The sequence below is a fragment of the Lysinibacillus sp. NPDC097162 genome (assembly GCF_044762185.1).
In the GTDB taxonomy this organism is placed as follows: Bacteria; Bacillota; Bacilli; order Bacillales_A; family Planococcaceae; genus Lysinibacillus.
In genome coordinates this window covers 61,873-85,610 of record NZ_JBIWDT010000010.1, presented here as the reverse complement: position 1 = coordinate 85,610, position 23,738 = coordinate 61,873, and the positions used below count along the sequence as shown (strand labels likewise).

Annotated in this window: 21 protein-coding genes, 1 tRNA gene, 1 rRNA gene and 1 pseudogene; 20 read left to right on the top strand and 4 right to left on the bottom strand. The window is 36.2% G+C overall.

The genetic code is table 11. The features are described from left to right. The 7 genes from rrf to tsaD all read left to right on the top strand — a co-directional run. A 5S ribosomal RNA gene (gene rrf, locus ACIQXW_RS23230) occupies positions 1-92 on the top strand; the annotation flags it as partial. A 145-nt stretch (positions 93-237) separates the two neighbouring features. Then, positions 238-313: transfer RNA gene (locus tag ACIQXW_RS23225), tRNA-Asp, on the top strand. Positions 314-525: 212 nt separating this feature from the next. After that, complete coding sequence (locus ACIQXW_RS23220) at positions 526-855, top strand: hypothetical protein (RefSeq protein WP_402765953.1); 330 nt, start codon at positions 526-528, stop codon at positions 853-855. A 110-nt stretch (positions 856-965) separates the two neighbouring features. Beyond that, entirely contained in the window at positions 966-1,418 is a 453-nt protein-coding gene (gene tsaE / locus ACIQXW_RS23215) for a tRNA (adenosine(37)-N6)-threonylcarbamoyltransferase complex ATPase subunit type 1 TsaE (protein ID WP_340822068.1), read from the top strand. Beyond that, a complete protein-coding gene (gene tsaB / locus ACIQXW_RS23210; RefSeq protein ID WP_402765949.1) occupies positions 1,415-2,122 on the top strand; it encodes a tRNA (adenosine(37)-N6)-threonylcarbamoyltransferase complex dimerization subunit type 1 TsaB in 708 nt (235 codons plus the stop codon). The genes tsaE and tsaB overlap by 4 nt, the downstream gene beginning before the upstream one ends. Further along, positions 2,115-2,567, top strand: a complete 453-nt coding sequence (gene rimI / locus ACIQXW_RS23205) for a ribosomal protein S18-alanine N-acetyltransferase (protein ID WP_401022275.1) — start codon at positions 2,115-2,117, stop codon at positions 2,565-2,567. The genes tsaB and rimI overlap by 8 nt, the downstream gene beginning before the upstream one ends. Next, positions 2,567-3,586 (top strand): tRNA (adenosine(37)-N6)-threonylcarbamoyltransferase complex transferase subunit TsaD, encoded by a 1,020-nt coding sequence (gene tsaD / locus ACIQXW_RS23200; RefSeq protein WP_402765946.1) that lies wholly within the window; start codon positions 2,567-2,569, stop codon positions 3,584-3,586. The genes rimI and tsaD overlap by 1 nt, the downstream gene beginning before the upstream one ends. 466 nt (positions 3,587-4,052) lie before the next feature. Here the strand turns inward: tsaD and ACIQXW_RS23195 are convergent, their stop codons facing one another. After that, positions 4,053-5,996, bottom strand: coding sequence for an ABC-F family ATP-binding cassette domain-containing protein (locus tag ACIQXW_RS23195; protein ID WP_401022278.1), 1,944 nt, complete (start codon positions 5,994-5,996; stop codon positions 4,053-4,055). A 388-nt stretch (positions 5,997-6,384) separates the two neighbouring features. Here ACIQXW_RS23195 and ACIQXW_RS23190 point away from each other — a divergent pair, with 388 nt between their 5' ends. The 3 genes from ACIQXW_RS23190 to tatC all read left to right on the top strand — a co-directional run bounded on the left by ACIQXW_RS23190 (position 6,385) and on the right by tatC (position 8,194). Continuing rightward, the gene (locus tag ACIQXW_RS23190; RefSeq protein ID WP_228134173.1) at positions 6,385-7,020 is read left to right on the top strand and encodes a redox-sensing transcriptional repressor Rex; all 636 of its coding nucleotides are present in this window, start codon (positions 6,385-6,387) and stop codon (positions 7,018-7,020) included. A gap of 116 nt (positions 7,021-7,136) precedes the next feature. Beyond that, positions 7,137-7,352, top strand: a complete 216-nt coding sequence (locus ACIQXW_RS23185) for a twin-arginine translocase TatA/TatE family subunit (protein WP_228134172.1) — start codon at positions 7,137-7,139, stop codon at positions 7,350-7,352. Positions 7,353-7,372: 20 nt separating this feature from the next. Then, positions 7,373-8,194, top strand: coding sequence for a twin-arginine translocase subunit TatC (gene tatC / locus ACIQXW_RS23180; protein WP_402765942.1), 822 nt, complete (start codon positions 7,373-7,375; stop codon positions 8,192-8,194). 37 nt (positions 8,195-8,231) lie between these two features. Here the strand turns inward: tatC and ACIQXW_RS23175 are convergent, their stop codons facing one another. Further along, the gene (locus ACIQXW_RS23175) at positions 8,232-8,996 is read right to left on the bottom strand and encodes a CPBP family intramembrane glutamic endopeptidase (protein ID WP_340822079.1); all 765 of its coding nucleotides are present in this window, start codon (positions 8,994-8,996) and stop codon (positions 8,232-8,234) included. A gap of 172 nt (positions 8,997-9,168) precedes the next feature. Between ACIQXW_RS23175 and groES the strand changes: the two genes are divergently transcribed. Further along, positions 9,169-9,453, top strand: coding sequence for a co-chaperone GroES (gene groES, locus ACIQXW_RS23170; RefSeq protein WP_173478892.1), 285 nt, complete (start codon positions 9,169-9,171; stop codon positions 9,451-9,453). Positions 9,454-9,509: 56 nt separating this feature from the next. Then, on the top strand, positions 9,510-11,144 hold the full coding sequence (gene groL / locus ACIQXW_RS23165; RefSeq protein ID WP_340822080.1) for a chaperonin GroEL: 1,635 nt from the start codon (positions 9,510-9,512) through the stop codon (positions 11,142-11,144). 54 nt (positions 11,145-11,198) lie between these two features. Here groL and ACIQXW_RS23160 read toward each other — a convergent pair. Continuing rightward, positions 11,199-11,424, bottom strand: a pseudogene (locus tag ACIQXW_RS23160) (tyrosine-type recombinase/integrase); the annotation flags it as partial. A 202-nt stretch (positions 11,425-11,626) separates the two neighbouring features. On the opposite strand from ACIQXW_RS23160, the gene ACIQXW_RS23155 reads away from it, so the two are divergent. The 5 genes from ACIQXW_RS23155 (at position 11,627) to ACIQXW_RS23135 (ending at position 19,323) form a co-directional block, all read left to right on the top strand. After that, complete coding sequence (locus ACIQXW_RS23155) at positions 11,627-12,487, top strand: alpha/beta fold hydrolase (protein ID WP_402765937.1); 861 nt, start codon at positions 11,627-11,629, stop codon at positions 12,485-12,487. Between the two features lie 224 nt (positions 12,488-12,711). After that, on the top strand, positions 12,712-13,632 hold the full coding sequence (locus tag ACIQXW_RS23150; RefSeq protein WP_402765935.1) for an iron-hydroxamate ABC transporter substrate-binding protein: 921 nt from the start codon (positions 12,712-12,714) through the stop codon (positions 13,630-13,632). 684 nt (positions 13,633-14,316) lie between these two features. Then, positions 14,317-15,003: a response regulator transcription factor gene (locus ACIQXW_RS23145; protein ID WP_402765932.1), complete on the top strand. Its 687-nt coding sequence runs from the start codon at positions 14,317-14,319 to the stop codon at positions 15,001-15,003. Further along, the gene (locus ACIQXW_RS23140; protein ID WP_402765929.1) at positions 14,990-17,035 is read left to right on the top strand and encodes a HAMP domain-containing sensor histidine kinase; all 2,046 of its coding nucleotides are present in this window, start codon (positions 14,990-14,992) and stop codon (positions 17,033-17,035) included. The genes ACIQXW_RS23145 and ACIQXW_RS23140 overlap by 14 nt, the downstream gene beginning before the upstream one ends. An 809-nt stretch (positions 17,036-17,844) precedes the next feature. Beyond that, positions 17,845-19,323, top strand: coding sequence for an MDR family MFS transporter (locus tag ACIQXW_RS23135; protein WP_340822113.1), 1,479 nt, complete (start codon positions 17,845-17,847; stop codon positions 19,321-19,323). 209 nt (positions 19,324-19,532) lie between these two features. Here ACIQXW_RS23135 and ACIQXW_RS23130 read toward each other — a convergent pair whose 3' ends face one another. Continuing rightward, complete coding sequence (locus ACIQXW_RS23130) at positions 19,533-20,288, bottom strand: GNAT family N-acetyltransferase (protein ID WP_402765925.1); 756 nt, start codon at positions 20,286-20,288, stop codon at positions 19,533-19,535. A 241-nt stretch (positions 20,289-20,529) separates the two neighbouring features. Between ACIQXW_RS23130 and ACIQXW_RS23125 the strand changes: the two genes are divergently transcribed. Genes ACIQXW_RS23125 through ACIQXW_RS23115 form a run of 3 tightly spaced genes read left to right on the top strand, consistent with a single transcriptional unit; the run spans position 20,530 to position 23,366 of the window. Then, entirely contained in the window at positions 20,530-21,579 is a 1,050-nt protein-coding gene (locus ACIQXW_RS23125) for a FecCD family ABC transporter permease (RefSeq protein WP_401022375.1), read from the top strand. A 4-nt stretch (positions 21,580-21,583) separates the two neighbouring features. After that, positions 21,584-22,345, top strand: coding sequence for an ABC transporter ATP-binding protein (locus ACIQXW_RS23120; protein WP_401022295.1), 762 nt, complete (start codon positions 21,584-21,586; stop codon positions 22,343-22,345). 10 nt (positions 22,346-22,355) lie between these two features. After that, on the top strand, positions 22,356-23,366 hold the full coding sequence (locus ACIQXW_RS23115; RefSeq protein ID WP_402765921.1) for an ABC transporter substrate-binding protein: 1,011 nt from the start codon (positions 22,356-22,358) through the stop codon (positions 23,364-23,366). Positions 23,367-23,738 lie beyond the last annotated feature (372 nt).

Below are 23,738 nucleotides of genomic sequence, written 5' to 3'. Positions count from 1 at the left end.
ACACCCGTTCCCATACCGAACACGGAAGTTAAGCTCTTTAGCGCCGATGGTAGTTGGGGGCTTCCCCCTGTGAGAGTAGGACGTCGCTAGGCAATTAAAACAGTCAGCTGTGTGTTGGCTGTTTTTTTATATTTTTTTACAAAACAGGTCAATAAAAATACTTGTTTTATTTTAAAAATATAAAAATAGTATTGTACTTTTATATATTATATGTTATATTTATATATGTCTTAAAGAGGTCCCGTGGTGTAGCGGTTAACATGCCTGCCTGTCACGCAGGAGATCGCCGGTTCGATCCCGGTCGGGACCGCCATTTTTATGAAAATACAGTTCTTATGATTTTTTATTAATCATAAGGGCTTTTTTATTTGTTTTTTAAGGATAATGTTTGTCGAATCGCTGATTGAGCTTCAGAAATCGCAAGTAAAGCCTAAGGAATCGCGGGATACACTAAAAGAATTGCACTAAATCCTTTTCCGTTGCATATGTATAGACAGTATAGGTTTCGCACGGGAGGACGGAGGTGTGTCAATAGGGATACGTTTCGGCATACTTTGGTTAATCTTTATACTTAAAGTAGCTTGCGGAGTTCCAATTATTGATATAGAGGAATCGAATTCGTATCATTGGCAAAAAAATATGAATGAAAATGAATTTGAGCAATTACAACTAGGTATGAGTTATATGGAAGTAGTTGAAATAGCTGGTGGTAGCCCAAGCGAGACGATTAAAAGTGATTATTACCGATGGAATGATGAAATACTTTTGACGCAAGCCTATATCGTTCAATTTAAAGATAATCAATTAGTAAATAAAGAGGTTATTGCGCTGAAGGGATATTCAACAAGAGAGTAGACACGTCTTCGAAAGAGGACGTGTTTATTTTTTTGAAAATCACTCGATGCTTTGAACATTTGCGTGTGTTTCGGTAAACTAGAAGTAATGAGCTAGGAGAGGACATAGAGATGAAATTTGAAAAAATAATGAATTCACTAGAAGATACAGAGCACTTTGCCATGAAGCTAGCAAATTTACTTATGGCACAAGATACAATTACTTTAGAGGGCGACTTAGGTGCTGGGAAGACCACATTTACAAAAGCTTTAGCAAAAGGTCTAGGTGTAACTAGAACGGTTAATAGCCCTACGTTTACTATTGTGAAACAGTATGAGGGTCGTTTGCCCTTTAATCATTTGGATGTATATCGTTTGGCGGAAAGTGATGAGGATCTTGGGTGGGACGAGCTATTTTATGGTGATGCGGTATCCGTTATTGAGTGGGCACATTTAATTGAACCAGATTTACCTAAAGAGCGTTTAGCAATTGAAATTTACCGTGTTAGTGAATACGAACGACGATTTGTGTTAATGCCTTATGGCAAGCGATATGAGGCAATATGTGAGGAGCTAATGAGATGATTTGGTTAGGAATTGAAACAGCGAATGCGCCACTTTCTGTTGCAGTTGTTAAGGATGGAAAAGTGTTGGCAGAGGTTGTACAAAATATAAAATTAACGCATTCTGCAGGTGCAATGCCAGCAATTGAAACGATACTAGCTAATGTTGGTGTAAAGCCAAATGAGTTAGATGCAATAGCTGTATCAGAAGGGCCAGGGTCATATACAGGAGTACGAATTGGTGTAACGCTTGCTAAAACATTAGCATGGACATTACAGAAGTCATTAGTCGGTGTTTCAAGCTTAAAAGTATTAGCAGCAAATGCAGCGCTTTTTGATGGACTAATATGTCCTATATTTGATGCACGTCGTGGCAATGTATACACAGCTGTCTATAAAGGCTCGAAGTTGGATGTAGTTATAGAGGATTATCATGATCATATTGAAGGACTGTTGGCCCGTTTGAAGGCTTTAGATGCACCTATATTATTTGTAGGAGTAGATGTCGATCTATTTTGGGATAAAATTGTTGAAGTCCTTGAACATAATGCGTATCGTGCACCTCTTCATGAGGATTTGCCACGTGCGAGTGCAGCGATTAGTTTAGCAAGCACAGCGAAATTACCGAGTCTAGAGGAAGTCCATCATTTTACTCCGCAATATAAACGTATTGCTGAGGCTGAAGCAAACTGGTTAAAAGAGCAAAAGGAGAAGGCACATGAGTAGTAATGTAATGTATCGTAAAATGGTATCAGAGGATGTACCAGCGGTTTATGCGATTGAACTTGCTACATTCCCGACGCCATGGACATTGGATTCTTTTTACTATGAGATGCATGAAAATCAATATGCACACTATGTTTTAGCAGTAGATGAAAACAATAGCATAATAGGTTTTTGTGGAATGTGGATGGTCATAGATGCGGCTCAAATTACAAATGTGGCTGTTACCGAGGCAGCTCGTGGTCGTGGAATTGGAGAAGGCTTAATGCGGGAAGCGATGCGTATTGCACGGGAGCATGGAATGGACGTTATGAGTCTAGAGGTACGTGAAACGAATACGGTGGCACAAAATCTTTACCGCAAGCTTGCCTTCCAAGATGGTGGCATACGTAAAGGTTACTATACAGATAACGGGGAGGATGCCCTAGTCATGTGGGTGAATTTATAATGGAAAATCGAGTTATTTTAGCAATTGAGTCCAGCTGTGATGAAACGGCAGCGGCTGTTATTCGTAATGGTTCTGAAATTGTTTCAAATGTAGTTGCTTCACAAATTGAGAGTCATAAGCGTTTTGGTGGCGTAGTACCCGAGATTGCATCACGTCACCATGTAGAGCAAATTACGGTTGTTATTGAAGAGGCGTTAAAACAAGCAAATATGCAGCCATCTGATTTAGATGCAGTAGCTGTTACAGAAGGCCCTGGTCTGGTAGGGGCACTGTTAATTGGCATTAACGCAGCAAAAGCGTTTGCCTTCGCTAACAATGTACCGATTTTGGGCGTACATCATATTGCGGGTCATATTTATGCCAATGCACTTGTCCAACCAATGGAATTTCCATTAATAGCCCTTGTTGTATCAGGGGGACATACGGAGCTTGTTTATATGAAAGAGCATGGCTCATTTGAAGTGATAGGAGAAACGCGGGATGATGCGGCAGGAGAAGCTTATGACAAAGTTGCACGCGTGTTAGGCTTACCGTATCCAGGAGGTCCCCGTATAGATCAGTTAGCACATGAAGGTCAAGAAGCCGTTGCTTTTCCACGTGTATGGCTTGAGGAAGAATCCTATGATTTTAGCTTTAGCGGTTTAAAATCAGCAGTAATTAACTATAAGCACAATATGGATCAACGTGGTGAAGAGATTTCTCCAACAGCTGTTGCAAAAGGCTTTCAGGAAAGTGTAGTTGAAGTACTAACTGCAAAAACATTGCGTGCAGCGCGTGAATATAAAGTTAAGCAAGTAATTGCAGCAGGTGGTGTAGCTGCTAATAAAGGTTTGCGTACATCCCTTGAGGCGGTATTTTCTAATGAGAGTATTCCCTTTTTTGTACCACCATTGAAATTATGTACAGACAATGCAGCAATGATAGGGGCTGCTGCAACCCCGATGTTTGAAGCAGGTGTTCGCGGAAATATGATGATGAATGGTCGACCTGGTATGGAATTGAAATCGTGGGTTGAGTAAGCACTTGAATGAGATGGCTCAGAGTTTTAGCTGAGTCGTCTCTTTTTTTATTTTTATAAAAATATTATGGTATATAAAATCACGAATAATGCTAGAAAATATATACCTATATTAGAAAAATAAATAATTGACAAATTTTTCAGAAAATTATCCACAGGAAGTGTGAAAAAAGTGCATAAAAAAACTGCGAACATTCGTACTTATGCACAAATTGTGGATAACTTGTGTATAAGTTGTGATTATTCTATATATAGTAGCCCATTTTACACAGAACGATGTGGATTAAATAATTTGAAATTGTGGACAGTGTGGAAAAGTCTGTTGATATGTTGGTATTACTAGTTTTATAGTGTGTATAAAGTTGTGGGCATTTTTTGTCGAAAAATAGCACTTGACCAATATATATGAAAAATAAAGGCGAGTAAAGAAAAAAGCCATATGACATAGCATATGGCTTTTTGAGATTTTATAAAATAATATTTTCTAGTTCCTCATTTAGTTCGAGCCATTCCATTTCAATGACTTCATGCTGCTCTTTTATAGTAGCTAATTCACCTTGTAGTTGTGAAATTTTCTCATGGTCAGTGAAAATTTCGGGATCACAGAGAGCTTCTTCTAAACGAGCGATTTCTGTAGCTGCCTTTTGCATGTTGATCTCTAATTCTTCTATTGAACGTCTAATTTGCCGCTCACGTTTTTTTGCCTCTCTATCTATTTTGGAAGTAGAGGTCTTTTCAGGAGCTGTTGCTTGTATTTGTGGTTGAGAAGCAGCCTTCATTTGAGCAATTTCAAAAAGTTCCTGTTTTTTCTCAAGATAGTAATCGTAGTCACCTAAATATTCAAACGAACCTTCACCAGATAGCTCAACAACTTTCGTTGCAATTCGATTAATAAAATATCGGTCATGTGATACGAAGAGGAGCGTTCCAGGATAATCAATTAAGGCATTTTCCAACACTTCTTTACTATCTAAATCTAAGTGGTTGGTAGGCTCATCGAGAATTAAGAAATTCGCCTTTTGCATCATTAATTTTGCCAATGCTAATCGAGCCTTCTCACCACCAGATAAAGAATTGACGGCTTTATCTACATCTTCTCCACTGAATAAAAAGCGACCAAGTACAGTGCGAATGTCTTTTTCGTTCATTAATGGCCATTCATCCCATAATTCTTTTAAAACGCTTTTATTGCTAGAGAGCTTTGCCTGTTCTTGGTCGTAGTAGCTAATTTGCACATTGGTACCGTAACGAATGTCCCCTGCAAGTGGGGATAAATCTTTGACAATCGTTTTTAATAATGTCGATTTACCAACACCATTTGGTCCAACTAGTGCAATGCGATCTTCACGAAAAGCTCGTAGTGTGATGCCACTAGATATTTGCTTGTCACCGTAGCCAACAGCTAAGGAGTCAATAGAGAGCACATCATTGCCACTTTGTCGCTCTATCGTAAAGCCAAAGCTAGCTGATTTTTCGTTACCGTCAGGAGAGTCCATCCATTCCGTACGTTCGAGCATTTTGCGTCGGCTTTGTGCCATTTTGGTCGTAGAGGCACGGGCTATATTTTTTTGAATAAAATCCTCAAGCTTTGCTTTCTCATCTTGCTGGCGTTCAAACATTTTTACATCGCGCTCATAGTTTTTCGCCTTTTCGTCTAAATAAGCACTGTAGTTTCCAGTGTATTTCGTAACGCGATGACGAGAAACTTCATAGACGATGGAGACAACTTGGTCTAAGAAGTAACGGTCATGTGAAACGATTAAAATAGCGCCTTCATAGCCTTTTAAATAAGTCTCTAACCAAGATAGCGTTTCAATATCTAAATGGTTTGTAGGCTCATCGAGAATTAATAAATCTGGCTTACTTAATAGAAGCTTTGCAAGAGCTAAACGAGTTCGTTGACCTCCTGACAATGAGCTAATTGCTTTTTCATAATCCTCTGGGTAAAATTGCATACCATGAAGAACAGAACGCGTATCAGATTCGTATTGATAGCCTCCTGCATCTTTAAAATCATGCTGTAATTGGTCATATTCGGACATAACCTTTGCATACATTTCTGGATTTTCGTAAACCGCTGGATCAGCCATTTGTTGCTCAAGGGAGCGCAATGTCTTTTCCTGTCCAAGAAGCGGTTCGAAAATTGTCATCATTTCGTCCCAAATTGATAAAGTTGAGTTTAGACCCGCATGTTGTTCTAAATAGCCAACTTGTACGCCCTTTGGAATAATAATATCGCCAGAATCATATGACAATTGACCAGCGATGATTTTTAGTAAAGTGGATTTACCAGCCCCGTTACGTCCGACTAATGCTACACGATCACGGTGTTGTACTTCTAGTTTGACTCCACTTAAAATTTCATCTGCAATAAAGGATTTATATAGTTGATTGACTTGTAATACAATCATTCTTGACACCTCAATTCTTTCTTAGTGTAAAGGATGACGGAATTGCTTGCAATGTCAGTGCTTTACTTATTCTAAGCTGTCATGTAAGATTGAAACGATTTCTCTTTAGTTAGTGGCGTAAAACACGCCGTTAACTAAAGGGAAATCCTCCACTTTTATAAGTGGGTGATGAATATGATATGCATTGAACTCAGTGTGGGTTGAAACCCGTCTGAATCAAGTTAGCGGCCCAGCGGATGTCATAGATTTTATGAGAAGACTTTCAAGCATGCTCAAAAAATTCTAGATGCATGTACGCTGAAATGTAATTGATTCATATAAGCATGTTTCAAAATGAGTATTCAAATACGCTTAGGTGAATTTGATGTGTTTATAAGGAGGAAAAAGTTTGAAACAAGAAGTAAAAATTCCACAAGCCACAACTAAAAGACTTCCTCTTTACTATCGATTTATCCAAAACTTTGCGCAAGAAGGAATGGAACGTATTTCATCGAAGGAATTGAGCGAGGCGATGAAAATCGATTCTGCAACGATTCGTCGTGATTTTTCTTATTTCGGTGCGCTTGGCAAAAAGGGATATGGCTATGATGTTCAGCATCTATTGAAGTTTTTTAGCCAAACACTTGATCAGCATGAGACAACAAAAGTAGCGTTAATCGGTGTGGGGAACTTAGGGAATGCATTTTTAAAGTATAATTTCCAAAAAAATCATAACACTCATATAGTGGTTGCATTTGACTCAAAGGCACCAAAAGAAGGGAAAATGATAAGCAATATTCCCGTTTATCATCCCGATTTATTAGAAGAAAAGTATGCTGAATATGGAGCAGACCTTGCTATTTTAACAGTATCTTCGCGTTCTGCTCAGAAGATGGCGGATCGATTAGCAGCAATGAATGCAAAGGGCATTTTAAACTTTACGCCAGAGCGTATTACCGTACCAGATACTATGAAATTATTAACGATAGATTTGTCGGTAGAATTACAAGCGCTCATTTATTTAATACGAAATAGCGATAAATAAAGGTATTCACAAATTTGTAAACTGTTACAATTGATGGTGTTTAAACTATTGAAATAAATTCGCCAAACGAAAATATTTAAGTTAAAATGATATATATATAAGAGGAGGTGGCTGCAATGGTTGTGCACTTAAGTGCTTTTACACCAGTTAGCCTAGTTATTATCGGTGTGGTTGCAATTCTAATATTCGGACCAAAGAAATTACCTGAGCTAGGTAAAGCAATGGGTTCTACACTTCGTGAATTTAAAAATGCAACAAAAGGTCTAGCTGATGACGATGACGATACAAAAAAGAAAATAATTGAACATAAAGAAAATGATAACGTTAAGTAAGTTAAGGATGTCTAGTTAATATGAATCCAAGAGAATTAACAGTCGTAGAGCATTTAGAAGAACTAAGAAAACGGCTCTTTATTTGCGCTGTTTTCTTTGTTATTGCACTTATAGTTGGCTTTTATCTAGCCGAACCATTAATTAAACATATTCAATATAGTAAAGAAGCAGAGCAACTAACTTTAAACGCGTTTAAAGTGACTGATCCCCTTGTCGTATATTTGCAAGTGACAGTCATTGTAGCGTTTGTTATAAGTTCCCCGTTGCTTCTTCATCAAATTTGGTTATTTATTACACCAGGTTTACATGAGACAGAACGTAAGGCTACTTTAAAATATATTCCATATTCGTTCTTTCTATTTTTAGCAGGAGCTTCATTTTCTTATTATGTTTTATTCCCATATGTCATGCACTTTATGATGGGCTTATCTGCGAATTTAGATATACAACAAACAATTGGTATTAACGAATATTTCTCATTTTTGTTTCGCCTAGTCATGCCGTTCGGAATCATTTTTCAATTACCTGTTGTGACATTATTTTTAGCACGTTTAGGTATATTAAATCCTGAATTGATGGTGAAATTCAGAAAGTATGCATATTTTGTGTTAATCGTTATTGCGGTATTTCTTGCACCACCAGACTTTATTTCAAACGTTATCGTAGCGATTCCGCTATTTGTAATTTATGAAATTAGTATTATCATTGCACGCAGAGGCTATCGTAAGTTTTTACAAGCCGAGGCATTGCTTTTAGAGGAAGAGCGTAAAGAAGCAGAACGCGAGCAAGTAGAGCGTTTGTTAGCTGAACAACGACGACAAATTGAAGAATTAAATGACTAATAAAAAGAGCTAGATGTTTTCCACATCTAGCTCTTTTTTATTGCATTTTTTGCAGTTCTTCTAAAAATTTTTGCAACGGTTCTGCGTTTAATTGTACAAGTGTAACGAAGCCGTTCAGCATGACATGCGCAATAATTGAAGTCCAAATCCTTTTTGTTTTATGGTATAAGAAAGCAAAGATTAAACCACAAATCGTATATAACAGAATATGTGAAAAATCAAAATGAATTAGCGCAAAGAAAATGGCACTGACTATGGCTGCCACCCAGAAGTTCGTTGTTTGGACAAGCGAGCCGAAAATAACACGACGGAAGACGAATTCCTCTAAAATTGGGCCAAAAACAACTATCGCTAAAATGGCAATTGGAGCACCTTTTGCTATCGCCACAATATCAGCGGTGTTTTGTGAGCCACCCTCGATTCCGAACACAGCCATCTCAATAGCTGCACCAATCATTTGCCCGAAGAACACAAGGAAGAAACCTAACACTCCCCACACGATTGTAAGTGGAATAGTCTCCTTTTTACCTTGATAAATATCCCAAAACGATTTATCACGAGTAGTTAAAATCAAACTTAAAATCAATGCAATGGCAAAGCTGAGTGCGATATACCAGCCTTGTGTAATAGGGGCCGCTTGTGCATGAGGTAAACCCGTTGTACTCATCACAAATTTATGAAACGGTAAAAGTAACCACTTTCCTGATAATTGCATGACAATGTAAATGATTAAAACATAGAGAGCCGTTTTTTTATGCTGTACGTTTTTTAAAGTATTATTCACAGTCAAAATCCTTTCCATTCATAAGCTACCTTTCTATTGTAGAGGAATATGGAAAGAAAACAAAATTTTTCGTAGTTCTGACTTGCAAAAAAACAGTTGATTGATTATCATAATAAATGTATTAGCACTCGTTGATATAGAGTGCTAATAAACTTTTAAGAAATATTTAATTAATAGGAGGTTGTTTCACTTGTTAAGACCACTAGGAGATCGTATTGTCATCGAACTAATCGAGGTAGAAGAAAAATCTGCATTTGGAATTGTACTACCAGACTCTGCAAAAGAAAAACCACAAGAGGGTAAAGTAGTAGCAGTTGGGACAGGTCGTATATTAGAAAACGGACAACGTGTAGAGCTTGACGTTAAAGTTGACGACCACATTATTTTCTCTAAATACTCAGGTACAGAAGTTAAATATGAAGGCAATGAATACTTAATCTTACGTGAAAGTGATATTCTTGCAATTATTGAATAATAGTTATTATATTAATTAGGCTTAACGAATATTCCATTTCAGGAGGGTAAATTCAAATGGCAAAAGATATTAAATTCTCAGAAGAAGCTCGTGCATTAATGCTTCAAGGTGTAGATAAATTAGCAAACGCAGTAAAAGTGACATTAGGTCCTAAAGGTCGTAACGTCGTATTAGAAAAAAAATTCGGTTCACCATTAATTACAAATGATGGTGTAACAATTGCAAAAGAAATTGAACTTGAAAATCCATATGAAAACATGGGTGCAAAATTAGTAGCAGAGGTTGCTTCTAAAACTAATGAAATCGCTGGTGATGGTACAACTACTGCAACAGTTCTTGCACAAGCGATTATCCGTGAAGGTCTTAAAAACGTAACAGCTGGTGCAAACCCTGTAGGAATCCGTAAAGGGATTGACAAAGCGGTAGCAGCAGCTCTTACAGAATTACATGCTATTTCTCGTCCAGTAAGCAATAAAGAGGAAATCGCACAAGTTGCGGCAATCTCAGCAGCTGACGACGAAGTAGGCCAACTAATTGCAGAAGCAATGGAACGTGTTGGTAATGATGGTGTTATTACAATTGAGGAATCTAAAGGTTTCACAACTGAATTAGATGTAGTAGAAGGTATGCAATTCGATCGCGGTTATGCGTCGCACTACATGGTAACAGATACAGATAAAATGGAAGCGGTTCTTGATAACCCATACATTTTAATTACAGATAAAAAAATTACGAATATCCAAGAAGTTTTACCGCTATTAGAACAAGTGGTACAACAAGGTCGTCCACTATTAATGATCGCTGAAGATGTTGAGGGTGAAGCTCTTGCAACACTTGTAGTTAATAAACTACGTGGTACATTTAATGCTGTAGCAGTAAAAGCACCAGGCTTCGGTGACCGTCGTAAAGCGATGCTTGAAGATATTGCAATCTTAACAGGTGGTCAAGTAATTACAGAAGAATTAGGCTTAGATCTTAAAACTGCTGATATTACATCATTAGGCCGTGCTGCGAAAGTTGTTGTAACAAAAGACTATACAACAATCGTAGAAGGAGTTGGCGGTACAGAAGCAATCGAGCGTCGTGTCGGCCAAATTCGTGCACAGCTTGCTGATACAACTTCAGAATTCGATAAAGAAAAATTACAAGAACGCCTAGCGAAATTAGCAGGTGGTGTAGCAGTTATTAAAGTTGGTGCTGCAACAGAAACAGAATTAAAAGAACGCAAACTTCGCATTGAAGATGCATTGAACTCAACACGTGCAGCAGTAGAAGAAGGTATCGTATCAGGTGGTGGTACTGCACTTCTAAATGTATACGCAGCAGTTGAAAAAGCAGCTGATGCAGTTGAAGGCGATGTAGCAACAGGTGTGAAAATTGTTCTTCGTGCATTAGAAGAGCCAGTTCGCCAAATCGCAAACAATGCAGGTCTTGAAGGTTCAATTATTGTAGATCGCCTAAAACGCGAAGAAATCGGTGTTGGTTTCAACGCTGCAACAGGCGAGTGGGTTAACATGATGGAAGCGGGCGTAGTAGACCCAGCAAAAGTAACACGCTCAGCACTACAAAATGCAGCATCTGTAGCAGCTCTATTATTAACTACTGAAGCTGTTGTAGCAGATATTCCAGAACTAGCAGCACCAGGTATGCCTGATATGGGCGGCATGGGTGGAATGGGCGGCATGATGTAATAAGCCGCTTAAACCTTTGATCTTTTATATAAGATGAAACGGAATAAAAGCATTTTAACGGAGGCTTCTCATAAGTTCATTGAACTTATGAGAGGCTTCTTTTTTCATTTCTTTCGTTACGTGGAGATAGTCGTTTTTGGTAATTTGATCATCTGAATAGCCAAGTCTATCCATGATTTGTTCGGGTGTGACACCTGCTCCTGCTAATAGTGAAGTGTGTGTATGTCTAAATAAGTGTGCGGTGTTAGTCAGGGTTTAACATGGCGATTGTAAGCAGTCTAGCCACTCATGTAGTTTACAAATAGATGTGAAATGTTGCTGAAATATTTTATAGATTTTGAAATTATGTATTTGAATTAAAGCTACAGTAAAATGCAATAAGAAAAAAATGGACATTTGATAAATTTACGTGGTAAGTTTATTTAAAATTATTAGCTCAAAGAATATAACAAAATAGATGAAGTTGAGGGAGAGTAATAGAATTGAAGAAGTTTCAAATAACAGTAGATGGCAATACTTTTTACGGATGTGAATTTGGTGATAACAGCCTTCCTTCACTTGTTTGTCTTCACGGAATGACTGGTGATTTAAAAAGTTTTTCTGGGCTTATCGAATACCTAATAAATGATTTTCATCTTATTCTTATAGATAACCCGGGACATGGAGAAACGGATTCACTAAAACGGGAGGAGGATTATATGTTTTCCTCCTTAGCAAAGAGTATGTATCAGGTAATACAACAGATTACGAATAAACCTTTTTACATGTTGGGACATTCTTGGGGGGCAGACCTTTGCCTACACATCGCAAAAATATCTTCTGCTAAGGTAAAGGGCGTTATTTTATTAGATGGAGGATATGCGTTTCCTGAATATGTTGATGGACTGACAGAGGAAAAAGCCTTGATAGATTGGAAAGAATATGTTGAGTCCAGTATATATAGTTCTTGGGATGAAGTGGTCAAAGAATACCAAAGTTACACAACAAAGCAATGGGATACAAATCTTAATTCATTAATAGCATCTAGCTTTAAAAAGGTTAATGATAATTATATATTTAAGGCGGACGTTTTCAGTATTTTAGCAATTATTAAGGCATTCTATAAAGAGCCTTGTTCAACCACTTTTGAAAGTATTCAGTGTCCTGTTTTATTACTTCATGCAACAATTGTACCGACAGATTCAGCCCGAAAAAAGGGAATACAGGAAATTAAAAAAGGTATTAAAGAATTAAAGGTAATAGGTATAGAAAACACTAAACACCACCTTCATTGGGACTTTCCTGAAAAAGTTGCTAATGAAATTCTGTTGTGGAAACAAGAAAGTAATGACGTAGTTTATTAACAACATGTTCTTCTTCAACAAATTGCGATTGTAGATGAAGATAGTTAAAGTAGCCTTGTTAAATTGTTTTTAACAAGGCTACTTTTTTGTCTCATTATTTATCTATCTTAAACTGCTATTGACAAAAGATTGAAAGGAGACTATCATTTTTAAATAGTAATGATAATCATTATCATCATTCTGTGAAAACGATAATGATAGTAAATATAAAGGAGAATCTTAAATTGAAAAGATTTATTATACCTTTCATCTTCATGTGTGTGCTTTTTCTTAGTGCCTGTGGCAATAGTACAAAGAATCAGGCAGAAGGGGATGCAAATAAAGAGGAAGAAAGTGAAACAATTACATATCAATCTGAAAATGGACCAATTGAAGTACCTGCTCATCCGAAAAGGGTAGTAGTTTTGACAGGTAATGCAGGTGACTTAATCTCATTTGGCGTCAATATTGTAGGGGTGGACGAGTGGTCTAAGGCAAGTCCGTTATTTAAAGAGCAATTAGAAGATGTTACAACTGTGTCAGATGAGGATCTAGAGACAATTATTGAATTAGAACCAGATTTAATTATTGGAGACAGCGATAATAATAACCTAGATAGGTTGAAAAAAATTGCCCCAACAGTTACCTATACGTATAATAAAGTCGATTATTTAACACAGCATTTAGAAATTGGTAAATTGGTAAACAAAGAAAAAGAAGCTCAAGACTGGATTGATGACTTCAAAAACCGTGCAACTACTGTAGGAAATAAAATTAAAGCAAAAGTTGGCGAAAATTCAACGGTGACTGTAATGGAAAGTTACGATAAAGATATAGGTATTCTTGGCAATAGCTGGGGAAGAGGCACAGAAGTTCTTTATCAGGCAATGGGTCTGAAAATGCCTGAAAAAGTAAAAGAAATGACAAGTAAAGAAGGATACTACATGATTTCATCTGAAGTATTACCTGATTATGTTGGAGACTACTTGGTTGTCAGTAAATATAATGACCAAGATAATTCCTATCAAAAGACAGAACTATATAACGAAATGCCAGCAGTGAAGAACGACCATGTAATTGAAGTGGATGGAAATGCCTTTATGTTTAACGATTCTCTAACTTTAGATTACCAGCTGGAATATTTTGAAGAACAATTCTTAAAATAGGCTGTTTTTTAAGAGATATTTACTTTAAATAATATTGAAAACACAGAATTGGACAGTTAAAAAAAGAGACACTATATTTCTAGGCTGCAATGAGATGACTTCGGTACAGTACCGGAGTCATTTTTTTAGATACTCTTAGGCAATGATAACAATTTATTTAGCATTAAATGCATCCCTTATTTTCCCTATAATTTTGCTAACGCAATCCACCATACGGGCCCATGATGTTTTCGAAACAAGGGTTTACACAGCTTTTAAAGGTGGGCACTATCGCATTAGAGAGCCTAGAAATACATGTTTCAAAACTTCCTTTTATAAGGTAGTGTTAATCACTATTAAATGACAAAGCACCACTTCTCATGGTTTTTAATAATTATGAGGAGTGGTTTTTCTTTGCAATTAAAAACCCCTTTTAATAATATTACCTTCCATTACCTTACGCACCTTAATAACCGAAAGACAGATGTGTTCTTTAAAGAAAATCAATTATGTATTTAATTTGGAGTTTTATATAATCATAAGGGCAAATTCGGCTATTCGGCATAATGAATATATATTGGACAACAATAAGAAAATCTTAAGAATTGATGCATGGGTTTGTTAAGATTTAATTAGTATTATATTCTAATACGAATCCTATAGGGGAATTTTTAAAAGCCTAAAGAGATGGAGGAGTGAATGTAGTTGAACATTTTGATTTGTGATGATGATAAAGAAATTGTAAGAGCTATTAGTGTTTATTTAGAAAACGAAGGCTATCAAATATTCAAAGCTTACAATGGTATAGAGGCAATCGAACTTATTCGAGATCAAGTTATTCATCTAATTATTATGGATATAATGATGCCAAAAATGGATGGCATTACGGCAACGATGAAGATTCGGCAAGATAATATGATTCCGTTAATTATGCTTTCTGCTAAGTCGGAGGATTATGACAAAATACTTGGATTAAATATTGGCGCAGATGATTATATGGGCAAGCCGTTTAATCCATTAGAACTTGTCGCTAGGGTGAAATCGCAGCTAAGAAGGTATACGGCATTTGGCAGTCTTGAGGTGAGCAGTCATGTATTTCAAACGGGTGGTCTTATGATTGACGATGAAAAGAAAGTCATTACCGTTGATAACCAAGCAGTTCATTTAACTCCAGTGCAGTATAAAATTTTAAAATTACTCACAGCAAATACGGGGAGAGTATTCACAATCGAAGAGATTTATGAAAAGGTATGGAATGAAAGTGCCATTAATCCAGAAAATACGGTGGCGGTACATATCCGAAAAATTCGAGAAAAAATTGAAATTAACCCAAAAGAGCCGAAATATTTAAAAGTTGTATGGGGAGTGGGATATAAAGTTGAAAAATATTAGTCATGCACTTATTACGAAAGTGGTTGTGTTTCTAATTGCCATCGCTTGTTTAACTGGTACTGCGAAGGTAATTATCAACATGGAATTAAATGAAGTTCATCTTAGTAGTATCAATCAAGACAATTATTTTGAAAGCATAGCATTCGCCGATGAAAGTTATAGCCTTATTAGCTCTTTAGCGCAAATAATCGGAACATATAAAAGTGAAGAGTATATTTTAAGTGGTAAGGCACTTACAAAAGAAGAAATGAGAGAAATGGAAGGAGAATTATATAATGATTTCCAATATTCATCCAAATATAATGGGAATTTGAGTGAGGTGGAAAATAGAAAGATATATCAAGAAGCATATTCAGATGATATACAAAGTAAAAAAGAAGAACGCATACGAGAACAAGTACGAGTATTCTATCGTTTACTCAGCGCATTAGATGCATATGACGGAATCGTATATTACGCGAGTGATGGTGAACATGTATTCTCTAATAGTGAACTAAATAAGAAAGAGCAATTTGCATCATTTGGTGCATATATGCAATTTGCGAATTATCAACAAAAGCTTTATCCAAATGAAATGAAAAAAAATAAATACTTAGATTACATTACACAAGATGTTGAAATGTTGAATCCGCAAACAGATGCTATTTATGTGGCATATAAAGAATCTTACTTAGAGCAAAAAATGCAAGAATGGGAAAAGAATAAAGAGGTTGCTAAAAGTTATCTTAATGAATTCATTTTATTTCTGGTAGGGTTTATTGTATCTTTTGTTTATTTAGTAATAGTTATTGGAAGAACTTCATTTAAAGATAAAGAAATGCATTTTTCTGTTATTGATAAACTATATAATGATGTCAATATTGTCATAGTCGCTGGTTTAACAGGGTTGTGGGTGGCAATGATTGTTGAGGTGTTACGTGAAATGAACATTCTCCTCACGGTACCTATTTTTATTATTGCCTTACTAATGATTTTATCGCTTATCAAGCATATTAAAAATAGATCACTACTTCAGCACACTGTTATATATCAAATCTTCCAAAAGATTTTTATTGGGATAAAACATGTTTTCGATAATGGCAGTACGGCTGTGAAAATTGTGCTTCTTGTTATTGGTTATCCTTTAGTAGCTGCGGCGACGTTTTTCATGTTTCCTATTACGCTAGGCTTAGCTGCTTGGTTTGCGTTGAAAAAGGTGAAGTCGTTTAATCGCATTAAAGAGGGCGTCGAGCAAATTAAAAATGGGGACCTTCATCATCGAATTGATATTGATGGAAAAGGAGAGTTTAGCCAACTTGCAGTGAATATTAATAGTATTACAGATGGCTTAAAAAAATCGGTGGATAGTGAGATTAAAAGCGAGCGTTTAAAAACAGAGCTTATTACGAATGTTTCGCATGATATCCGAACGCCTTTAACATCAATTATTACGTATGTCGATTTATTAAAAATAGAAAAAGACCCTGAACTAATTGCTGAATATATAGACGTATTAGATCAAAAATCGAAGAGACTCAAGCACTTAACCGATGATTTATTTGAAGCGGCTAAAGCGTCAAGTGGCAGTATACCTGTGCAGTTAGAACGGATTGATATCGTAGCATTACTAAAGCAAGGGATAGGGGAAATGGGTGAGAAAATTGAAGCAGCATCATTAAACTTTAAGTTTGCCCACCCTACAGAAAAAGTGTATGTGAAAGCTGATGGTAAACTCCTATGGCGCTCCATCGAAAACTTATTCTCGAATATTTTTAAATATGCACTGCCTGCATCGAGGGTATATATTGATGTAGAAGATATAGGAAATGAACTACTCGTAACATTTAAAAATATTTCAGCATATGAATTAAATATTTCCGTCGATGAGCTAATGGAACGTTTTACAAGAGGCGATGAATCAAGATCAAGTCAAGGTAGCGGATTAGGCTTATCGATTGCTGAAAGCCTTATTCACATCCAACACGGTAAATTTTTAGTGCAAGTAGATGGTGATTTATTTAAGGCAATGATTTATTTGCCGAAATTTGAATGATGCAGCAAAGGAATAGGATGCGTAAGTGTATCCTATTCTTTTTTCTGTAATAAATTTTTGTTATTCAACAACGACTGCAATAATTTTTTCTTGTTTTTGAAAACTTTGACTTCTGCTAATAAGTTCGTTATAATTCGTTGTGTATAAAAGATGCTTTAAGGAGGATGTTAGAAAATGACACTAAAATTCCCAACTTTGAACCAGTAATTGAATACTGTCAAAGGCTCTGTTTGTGTATGCAGAGTAAATGGAATTAGTCAGTCCTTTTTTAATTATCTTCATTTCATATTGTGAAATTGTTATTTACCAAATTTCATTAATTGTTCCCACTTAGTTGTGAGGGCTATTTATATGTAATGAAAGAAAGGCGACTTGTTTTTCCTTTCTTTATTTTTGTCTACTTTAACCTTTTATTTGGTTTACCAAAGGTAGGTTTCTTGTTCTTACTGACAACTTAATGAAATATGGATGGTTTTTTCCCTTTACTTTTATGATCACAGGCAGGTGCTTGTGATCTTTTCGTTTTTTAAGCGGGATACAATGATAAAGGTTCTTGTTTTAACTGAGCTTAATTTGCATATGCTCCCGTTTTCCGTTGGGAAGAACAATTGCTATTACTGGGATGGTTGATGAGGTAATGATTTGGGTAAGATTGGTTTTGGATATCATTTTGTTGTTTATTCAATCCTAGGTTAGTTTGATATTAACTAAGAAGGGAGCAATTCTTAATCCAATGTTCTGCTCGATAACGGAATATTTTTAAAAAAGAAAAGTTCACCAAAAAATACATGCTAGTAAGGAGTAATTAAATGGAACAAAATCAATCTATAAAATATGAATTCCTATCACAAGATCCTAACGTTAAAACATTACCGATTATGCTGTCGTTAATTATTGGTGCTTTTTTTGCAGTTTTAAACGAAACATTGTTAAACATTGCATTAACGACATTAATGCATGAGTTCCACATTACTTTGCCAACTGTTCAGTGGATGGCAACAGGATTTATGCTTGTAATGGGGATAGTTATTCCAATTTCCGCCTTGATGTTACAGTGGTTTACAACAAGGCAATTGTTCATTGGTGTTATGGTCACTTTCACAATTGGAACAATCATTTGTGCAATTGCGCCTAGCTTTCCCGTTTTATTAGTAGGTCGATTAATCCAAGCAATTGGAACAGGGCTATTGATGCCGATTATTTTTAATGTCTTTTTATTATTATATCCACCGGAAAATCGCGGGAAAATAATGGGGATAGTAGGTTTGATTTTTACGTTTGCACCGGCAATCGGACCGACTTTATCAGGTGTTATTGTTGAATATTTAGGCTGGCGCTATTTATTTATTATTGTTATTCCTTTCGCCTTATTTTCAATTGTTTTTGCTTCTAAATATTTAACAAATATTTCGGAGGTCACAAAACCGAAAATTGATGTTCTGTCTATAATCTTTTCAACGATTGGCTTCGGGTCAATTATTTACGGGTTTAGTGCTGCTGGAGAAAAAGGTTTCCTTAGCCCAAGTGTATTTGTGACGATTATTATCGGAATCATTGGTGTTGTATTATTCTCTTTAAGACAGTTTAAGCTGAAAGAGCCTGTAATGAATTTACGAGTATTTAAATATCCAATGTATACACACGCAGTATTAATGTTTTTAATTATTATTATGGCGATGTTTGCATCGGAAATCATTTTACCAATATTTATGCAAGGTCCATTAGCCTTGACTGCAGCAGCAGCAGGACTCGTTCTACTACCTGGGAGCTTGCTAAATGGACTTATGTCTCCATTCATGGGGCAATTGTTCGATAAATTTGGCCCCCGTGTATTGATGATTCCTGCAACACTTGTATTAAGTGGTACAGTCTTTACGTTAAGTAGGTTAACAGCTGAAACACCTATTTGGATAATCGTATTATGCTATATTTTATTAATGCTTAGTGTTTCTGCGATTATGATGCCTGCGCAGACAAATGGTTTAAACCAATTACCTAAATCTTTATATCCACACGGCACTGCGGTCATGACAACTTTGCAGCCTGTTGCAGGTGCAATTGGTGTTGCTGTTTTTATTAGTATTATGAATGCCAGACAAAATCACTTTTTAACAAATGCGACCAATCCGAGTGATCCGGCTACAATTAGCCAAGCTATGGTTGCTGGTGTAGAACTTGTGTATCTTATTGCTTTTGTAATAACGATATTAGCGATTATTTTGTCATTTACGGTTTACCGTGCAGTTCCAAAAGAAATGATTGAAACACAATCAGACTCTAAATCTTGACCAATTTTCTCAGTTAAAAGTAAACATCTGTCTGTTTGAATGGTTGAAGGGTTAAAATGGAAGCTTCTCATTAGTTGTGCAAACTTTTGAGTAGCTTCTTTTTGTGTGCGGATTATTAGCAGCATTTCATATTAAAGAGGGAAGGTTTAAGTAGTGTTATGGAAAATGCGAAGGGCTGAATTAAGTGCCTTTTTTATGACCCTAGCTGTTTAATCTCCTTCAACCTTTAAAACTTCATATTGGAAACCTTGATATACATAGTTTTGTTTCTGGTACATGTCTCTCGGTGTATCTTCGCCATCAGCTACTAAAATAACTATTTTATGATGAAATTTCTGCATGACATATTGCTGAAGTTGCGTACCTATCCCTTTACGTTGAAAGGCTTCAAGTACAAATAAGTTATCAATTTCAACTGTTGTAACTTCCTCGATAAGCTCCGTAGAACCAACTGGGATACCGTCATAGTAGGCTAGGAGCTGATGTTTGTGAGAATCATGGAAACGACGTTGTAGTAATGCTTTTTTTTCCGTGGCAAAAGTTTCGCCATATTTCAAATCCTCTTCATACTGTAGTTTTAAAAATACCTCTAAATTGTCTTCTGTCACTGGCTGAACATCAACATGTCGATGCACGCTTGTTGCAAATTGGCTTGGCTCAATAGTATATAATTCTAAAAAACCAATATCATAGTTTTCTTCAGTTAAATAACTGAGAATATCGGCGGTAATCTTCTCGTTAGATGGAAAAATAAATTTTAAGTGCTTTTGATTATATTTTTGATGAAAGGTACGTAGCATCCTTGCCGTTTCTTTAAATGTAGTTAATGAGGGCATCGTTTTAAATAGAATAAAATTACTATCATAACGACTCAGCATCTCTGGATAATGAACATGCTGACAAACTTCATCTTCATATATGATATGGCCAATTTTTTCGATATGGTCAAAGGTAATGTTGCTCATTGTTAATCTCCTTATTTAATATTTTATAAACTAACCCTAAGTAGGTAAAAATTAAAACTTCTTTGCTGTTAGTGTGAATGCAATGGGGCTTTTTAGCAAGGAAAATTATAGCAGTCTTAATATTTTTGTTGTTTTTCACTATATTATAAATTATTATAGTAATTGAAAATGAAAATCATTATCAATTAAGATTTTAGATAGAGGTGAAATTTTGGATAAACAGGATGTTAGCAGAATAGGCATGGGCAATATTTATTATGTGATTATCCTACTTTTAATAGGTGCCATATTTATATCTGCCGTTTATTCTGTATCAATTGGGCAAGTCAGCATACCCTTCAAGCAAACAATGAGCATTCTATTGCACGCAATGTCCAATGGCAAATTTGGATCGCTTGAAAATGTGGACAGTGAATCCTTTTTGAATATCATTTTACAGGTGAGAATGCCTCGGGTGATTTTTGCCTTACTAATTGGCATAGGACTTGCTTTATGTGGGACTGTTATGCAAGCAGTCGTACAAAATCCACTTGCTGATCCATACATACTTGGTATATCTTCAGGAGCTTCATTAGGAGCGACATTTGCGATTTTAGTAGGGTTTGGCAGCAGTGCACTGTTATCACAGTTTGGTGTAGCTTTCGGAGCATTTGCGGGAGCAATGATTACATCAATGGCAGTGCTTATATTATCGAGTATTGGTGGGAAGGCAACGTCAATAAAACTTGTATTATCAGGTGTTGTCATAGGAGCTTTATGTAGCTCTTTCTCAAGCCTTATTATCTTTTTTGCAAATAATGCGGAAGGTATTAAGACAGTTACTTTTTGGTCAATGGGAAGTTTAGCCTCTGCAAGCTGGGATAAAACACCGATATTAGCGATTGTTATTGTACTGGGAGCCACACTGTTCCTTTTCCAGTATCGTGTGTTAAATACAATGCTATTAGGCGATGAATCAGCTATAACGTTAGGTATCAATTTAAGCGCATACCGAAAATTATATATGATTCTTACTTCACTTATAACAGGCACAATGGTTGCCTACGCAGGCATGATAGGCTTCGTAGGATTAATTATTCCTCATATTACAAGAGGAATATTTGGTGCAGATCATAAACGATTAATGCTAGGTACATTACTTTTAGGAGGACTATTTATGATTTGGGCAGATGTTTTGTCCAGAACTTTAATTCAAAATGTTGAATTACCTATTGGGATCATTACTTCTGTTATTGGATCACCATTATTTATCTATATGATTGTAAAAAAAGGTTACAACTTCGGAGGGTAGAAAAATGGAATTAGTTGCACAGGAAATGGAAGTTAAGATCGGCAAAAAGGAAATTGTTAAAAATATATCTATACAAGTTAAAAAGCAACAATTTGTGGGCTTAATCGGACCAAACGGATGCGGAAAATCAACTTTATTAAAAAGTATATATAAAAGCCTTGTTCCGCAGAAGGGAATGGTATTTTTAGATAATCTAGATGTTTTAAAAAGCTCAGAGAAAAAGATTTCAAAGCACTTAGGTGTAGTTGGTCAGTTCAATGAAATGCACTTTGATTTAACGGTTCAGCAAATGGTGCTGTTAGGCAGAACACCACATAAAAAAATGCTAGAGTCTGACACACAACAGGATTTTGATATTGTAGAGGAAGCGTTAATGCGAACGAACTTACTAGATTATAAAAATCGTAGTTTTCTATCATTGTCTGGTGGTGAAAAACAACGTGTGATTTTAGCAAGAACAATTGCGCAACAGCCTAAATTTATGATTTTAGATGAACCGACAAATCATTTAGATATTCGCTATCAAATTGAAATTTTATCTTGTGTAAAGGATTTAAACATTGGTGTACTAGCAGCGCTCCATGATTTAGAGATGGCAGCACAGTACTGCGATTATCTTTATGCGGTAAAGGATGGGGAAATTTATGCACATGGTACCCCAGAAGAAGTACTAATACCAGATACAATTGAAGCTTTATATCAAATAAAATGCCAAACATTTATTAATCCTGTGACGAAGGGATTAGGATTTGCATATGGTCTTTAGGAGGATCACAATGAAGAATAAACTATTATTAGGAATTGGTTTAGCAGCTATATTTATGTTAACAGCTTGTGGTAACACTACAAAAAATACAACTGAGGAATCCGAAGCAACAGAGCATTATCCACTGACAATTACAAACTATTCAAAGGCAGAGGGTGGTTCTACTTGGGAAAAGAAAGATCAAGTATTCGATAAGGCACCTGAAAGAATCATGGCCAACACGCGACCAGCTGCAGAATTATTATTGCATTTAGGCTTAGGTGATAAAATTGTTGGTGTTGGTGCAAACTTCGGAGCAGTTGATAAAGCTGTAGAAAATGAGTATTCAAAGTTAAATATTTTAAGTGATGAGTACGTAGGAAAAGAAGTTACATTAGGTACTAATCCAGATTTAGTTTTTGGTCGAGGTGGCTTATTTGATAATGCTGAATGGGGAGTAGGTACGGTTGATTCACTTAATGAATTAGGTGTCAAAACATATGTATTAGAATCGTCAGTGACAGGTGGTACGTATGATTCAATTTATAACGATATTGAAAACATCGGTGAAATTTTTAATGTTCAAGACAAAGCAGCGAGCTTTATTAAAGAATTAAAAGATAGACAACAAGATATTTCTTCGAAATTAGAAAGCATTAAAGACGAAAAAACGTTTGCTTATTTGCATACGAACGATCCAAAAGAGCTTTTTGTTTATCCAGCACACGATGAAACGTTTTTTAACGATGCATTCAAAATGGTGAAATTAGATAATATTTTCAAGGATGAGACAGGTGATGTTAGCATTGAAACGTTAATTGCCGCAGATCCAGATGTTTTAATTATTCCAAACTGGGATGGTTCTGATCTTACAAAAGTAAGGGAAGAAATTTATGCGAATCCGAAACTATCTAGTATGAAAGCTATAAAAAATAAGCAGATGTATATTGTAGATTACAATTATATGTTCGGATATGGTTACAACACGATAGATGGAATGGAAGCCCTAGCAAAAGAAATGTACCCAGATTTGTTTAAATAATGGAGATAGTTTTTTGAAAGGGAAACGTTGATTGAGTGCCTGGCACTTAGCTTGCATAGGAGCGGCTCCTAAATCGTAAAAATCCACTACGCTTTCCGCGGGCACGACGTAAGCCGCAACCCTCGCTGACGCGCGGCTTGTTGCGTCTTACAACTCGTGCTGTGCCCGCAGGAGTCTACGTGGATTTTCCTTAGTGTTTCAAAAAAATGCAAGGAAATTGTTTGAGTGCCTGACACTGCGCATCCGTACCTAGTACAGTATCGACTCCTAAATGGGAAAAATCCACTACGCTTTCCGCGGGCACGACGTAAGCCGCAACCCTCGCTGACGCGCGGCTTGTTGCGTCTTACAACTCGTGCTGTGCCCGCAGGT

What these genes read in the sequence shown, in the direction of transcription:
- ACIQXW_RS23120 (WP_401022295.1), top strand. Translation starts at nt 21,584, where the DNA reads ATGGAATTAGTTGCACAGGAAATGGAAGTTAAGATCGGCAAAAAGGAA.
- tsaD (WP_402765946.1), top strand. Translation starts at nt 2,567, where the DNA reads ATGGAAAATCGAGTTATTTTAGCAATTGAGTCCAGCTGTGATGAAACG.
- tsaB (WP_402765949.1), top strand. Translation starts at nt 1,415, where the DNA reads ATGATTTGGTTAGGAATTGAAACAGCGAATGCGCCACTTTCTGTTGCA.
- ACIQXW_RS23195 (WP_401022278.1), bottom strand. Translation starts at nt 5,996, where the DNA reads ATGATTGTATTACAAGTCAATCAACTATATAAATCCTTTATTGCAGAT.
- ACIQXW_RS23125 (WP_401022375.1), top strand. Translation starts at nt 20,530, where the DNA reads ATGGGCAATATTTATTATGTGATTATCCTACTTTTAATAGGTGCCATA.
- rimI (WP_401022275.1), top strand. Translation starts at nt 2,115, where the DNA reads ATGAGTAGTAATGTAATGTATCGTAAAATGGTATCAGAGGATGTACCA.
- tsaE (WP_340822068.1), top strand. Translation starts at nt 966, where the DNA reads ATGAAATTTGAAAAAATAATGAATTCACTAGAAGATACAGAGCACTTT.
- groL (WP_340822080.1), top strand. Translation starts at nt 9,510, where the DNA reads ATGGCAAAAGATATTAAATTCTCAGAAGAAGCTCGTGCATTAATGCTT.
- tatC (WP_402765942.1), top strand. Translation starts at nt 7,373, where the DNA reads ATGAATCCAAGAGAATTAACAGTCGTAGAGCATTTAGAAGAACTAAGA.
- ACIQXW_RS23135 (WP_340822113.1), top strand. Translation starts at nt 17,845, where the DNA reads ATGGAACAAAATCAATCTATAAAATATGAATTCCTATCACAAGATCCT.
- ACIQXW_RS23130 (WP_402765925.1), bottom strand. Translation starts at nt 20,288, where the DNA reads ATGAGCAACATTACCTTTGACCATATCGAAAAAATTGGCCATATCATA.
- ACIQXW_RS23185 (WP_228134172.1), top strand. Translation starts at nt 7,137, where the DNA reads ATGGTTGTGCACTTAAGTGCTTTTACACCAGTTAGCCTAGTTATTATC.
- ACIQXW_RS23115 (WP_402765921.1), top strand. Translation starts at nt 22,356, where the DNA reads ATGAAGAATAAACTATTATTAGGAATTGGTTTAGCAGCTATATTTATG.
- ACIQXW_RS23175 (WP_340822079.1), bottom strand. Translation starts at nt 8,996, where the DNA reads ATGGAAAGGATTTTGACTGTGAATAATACTTTAAAAAACGTACAGCAT.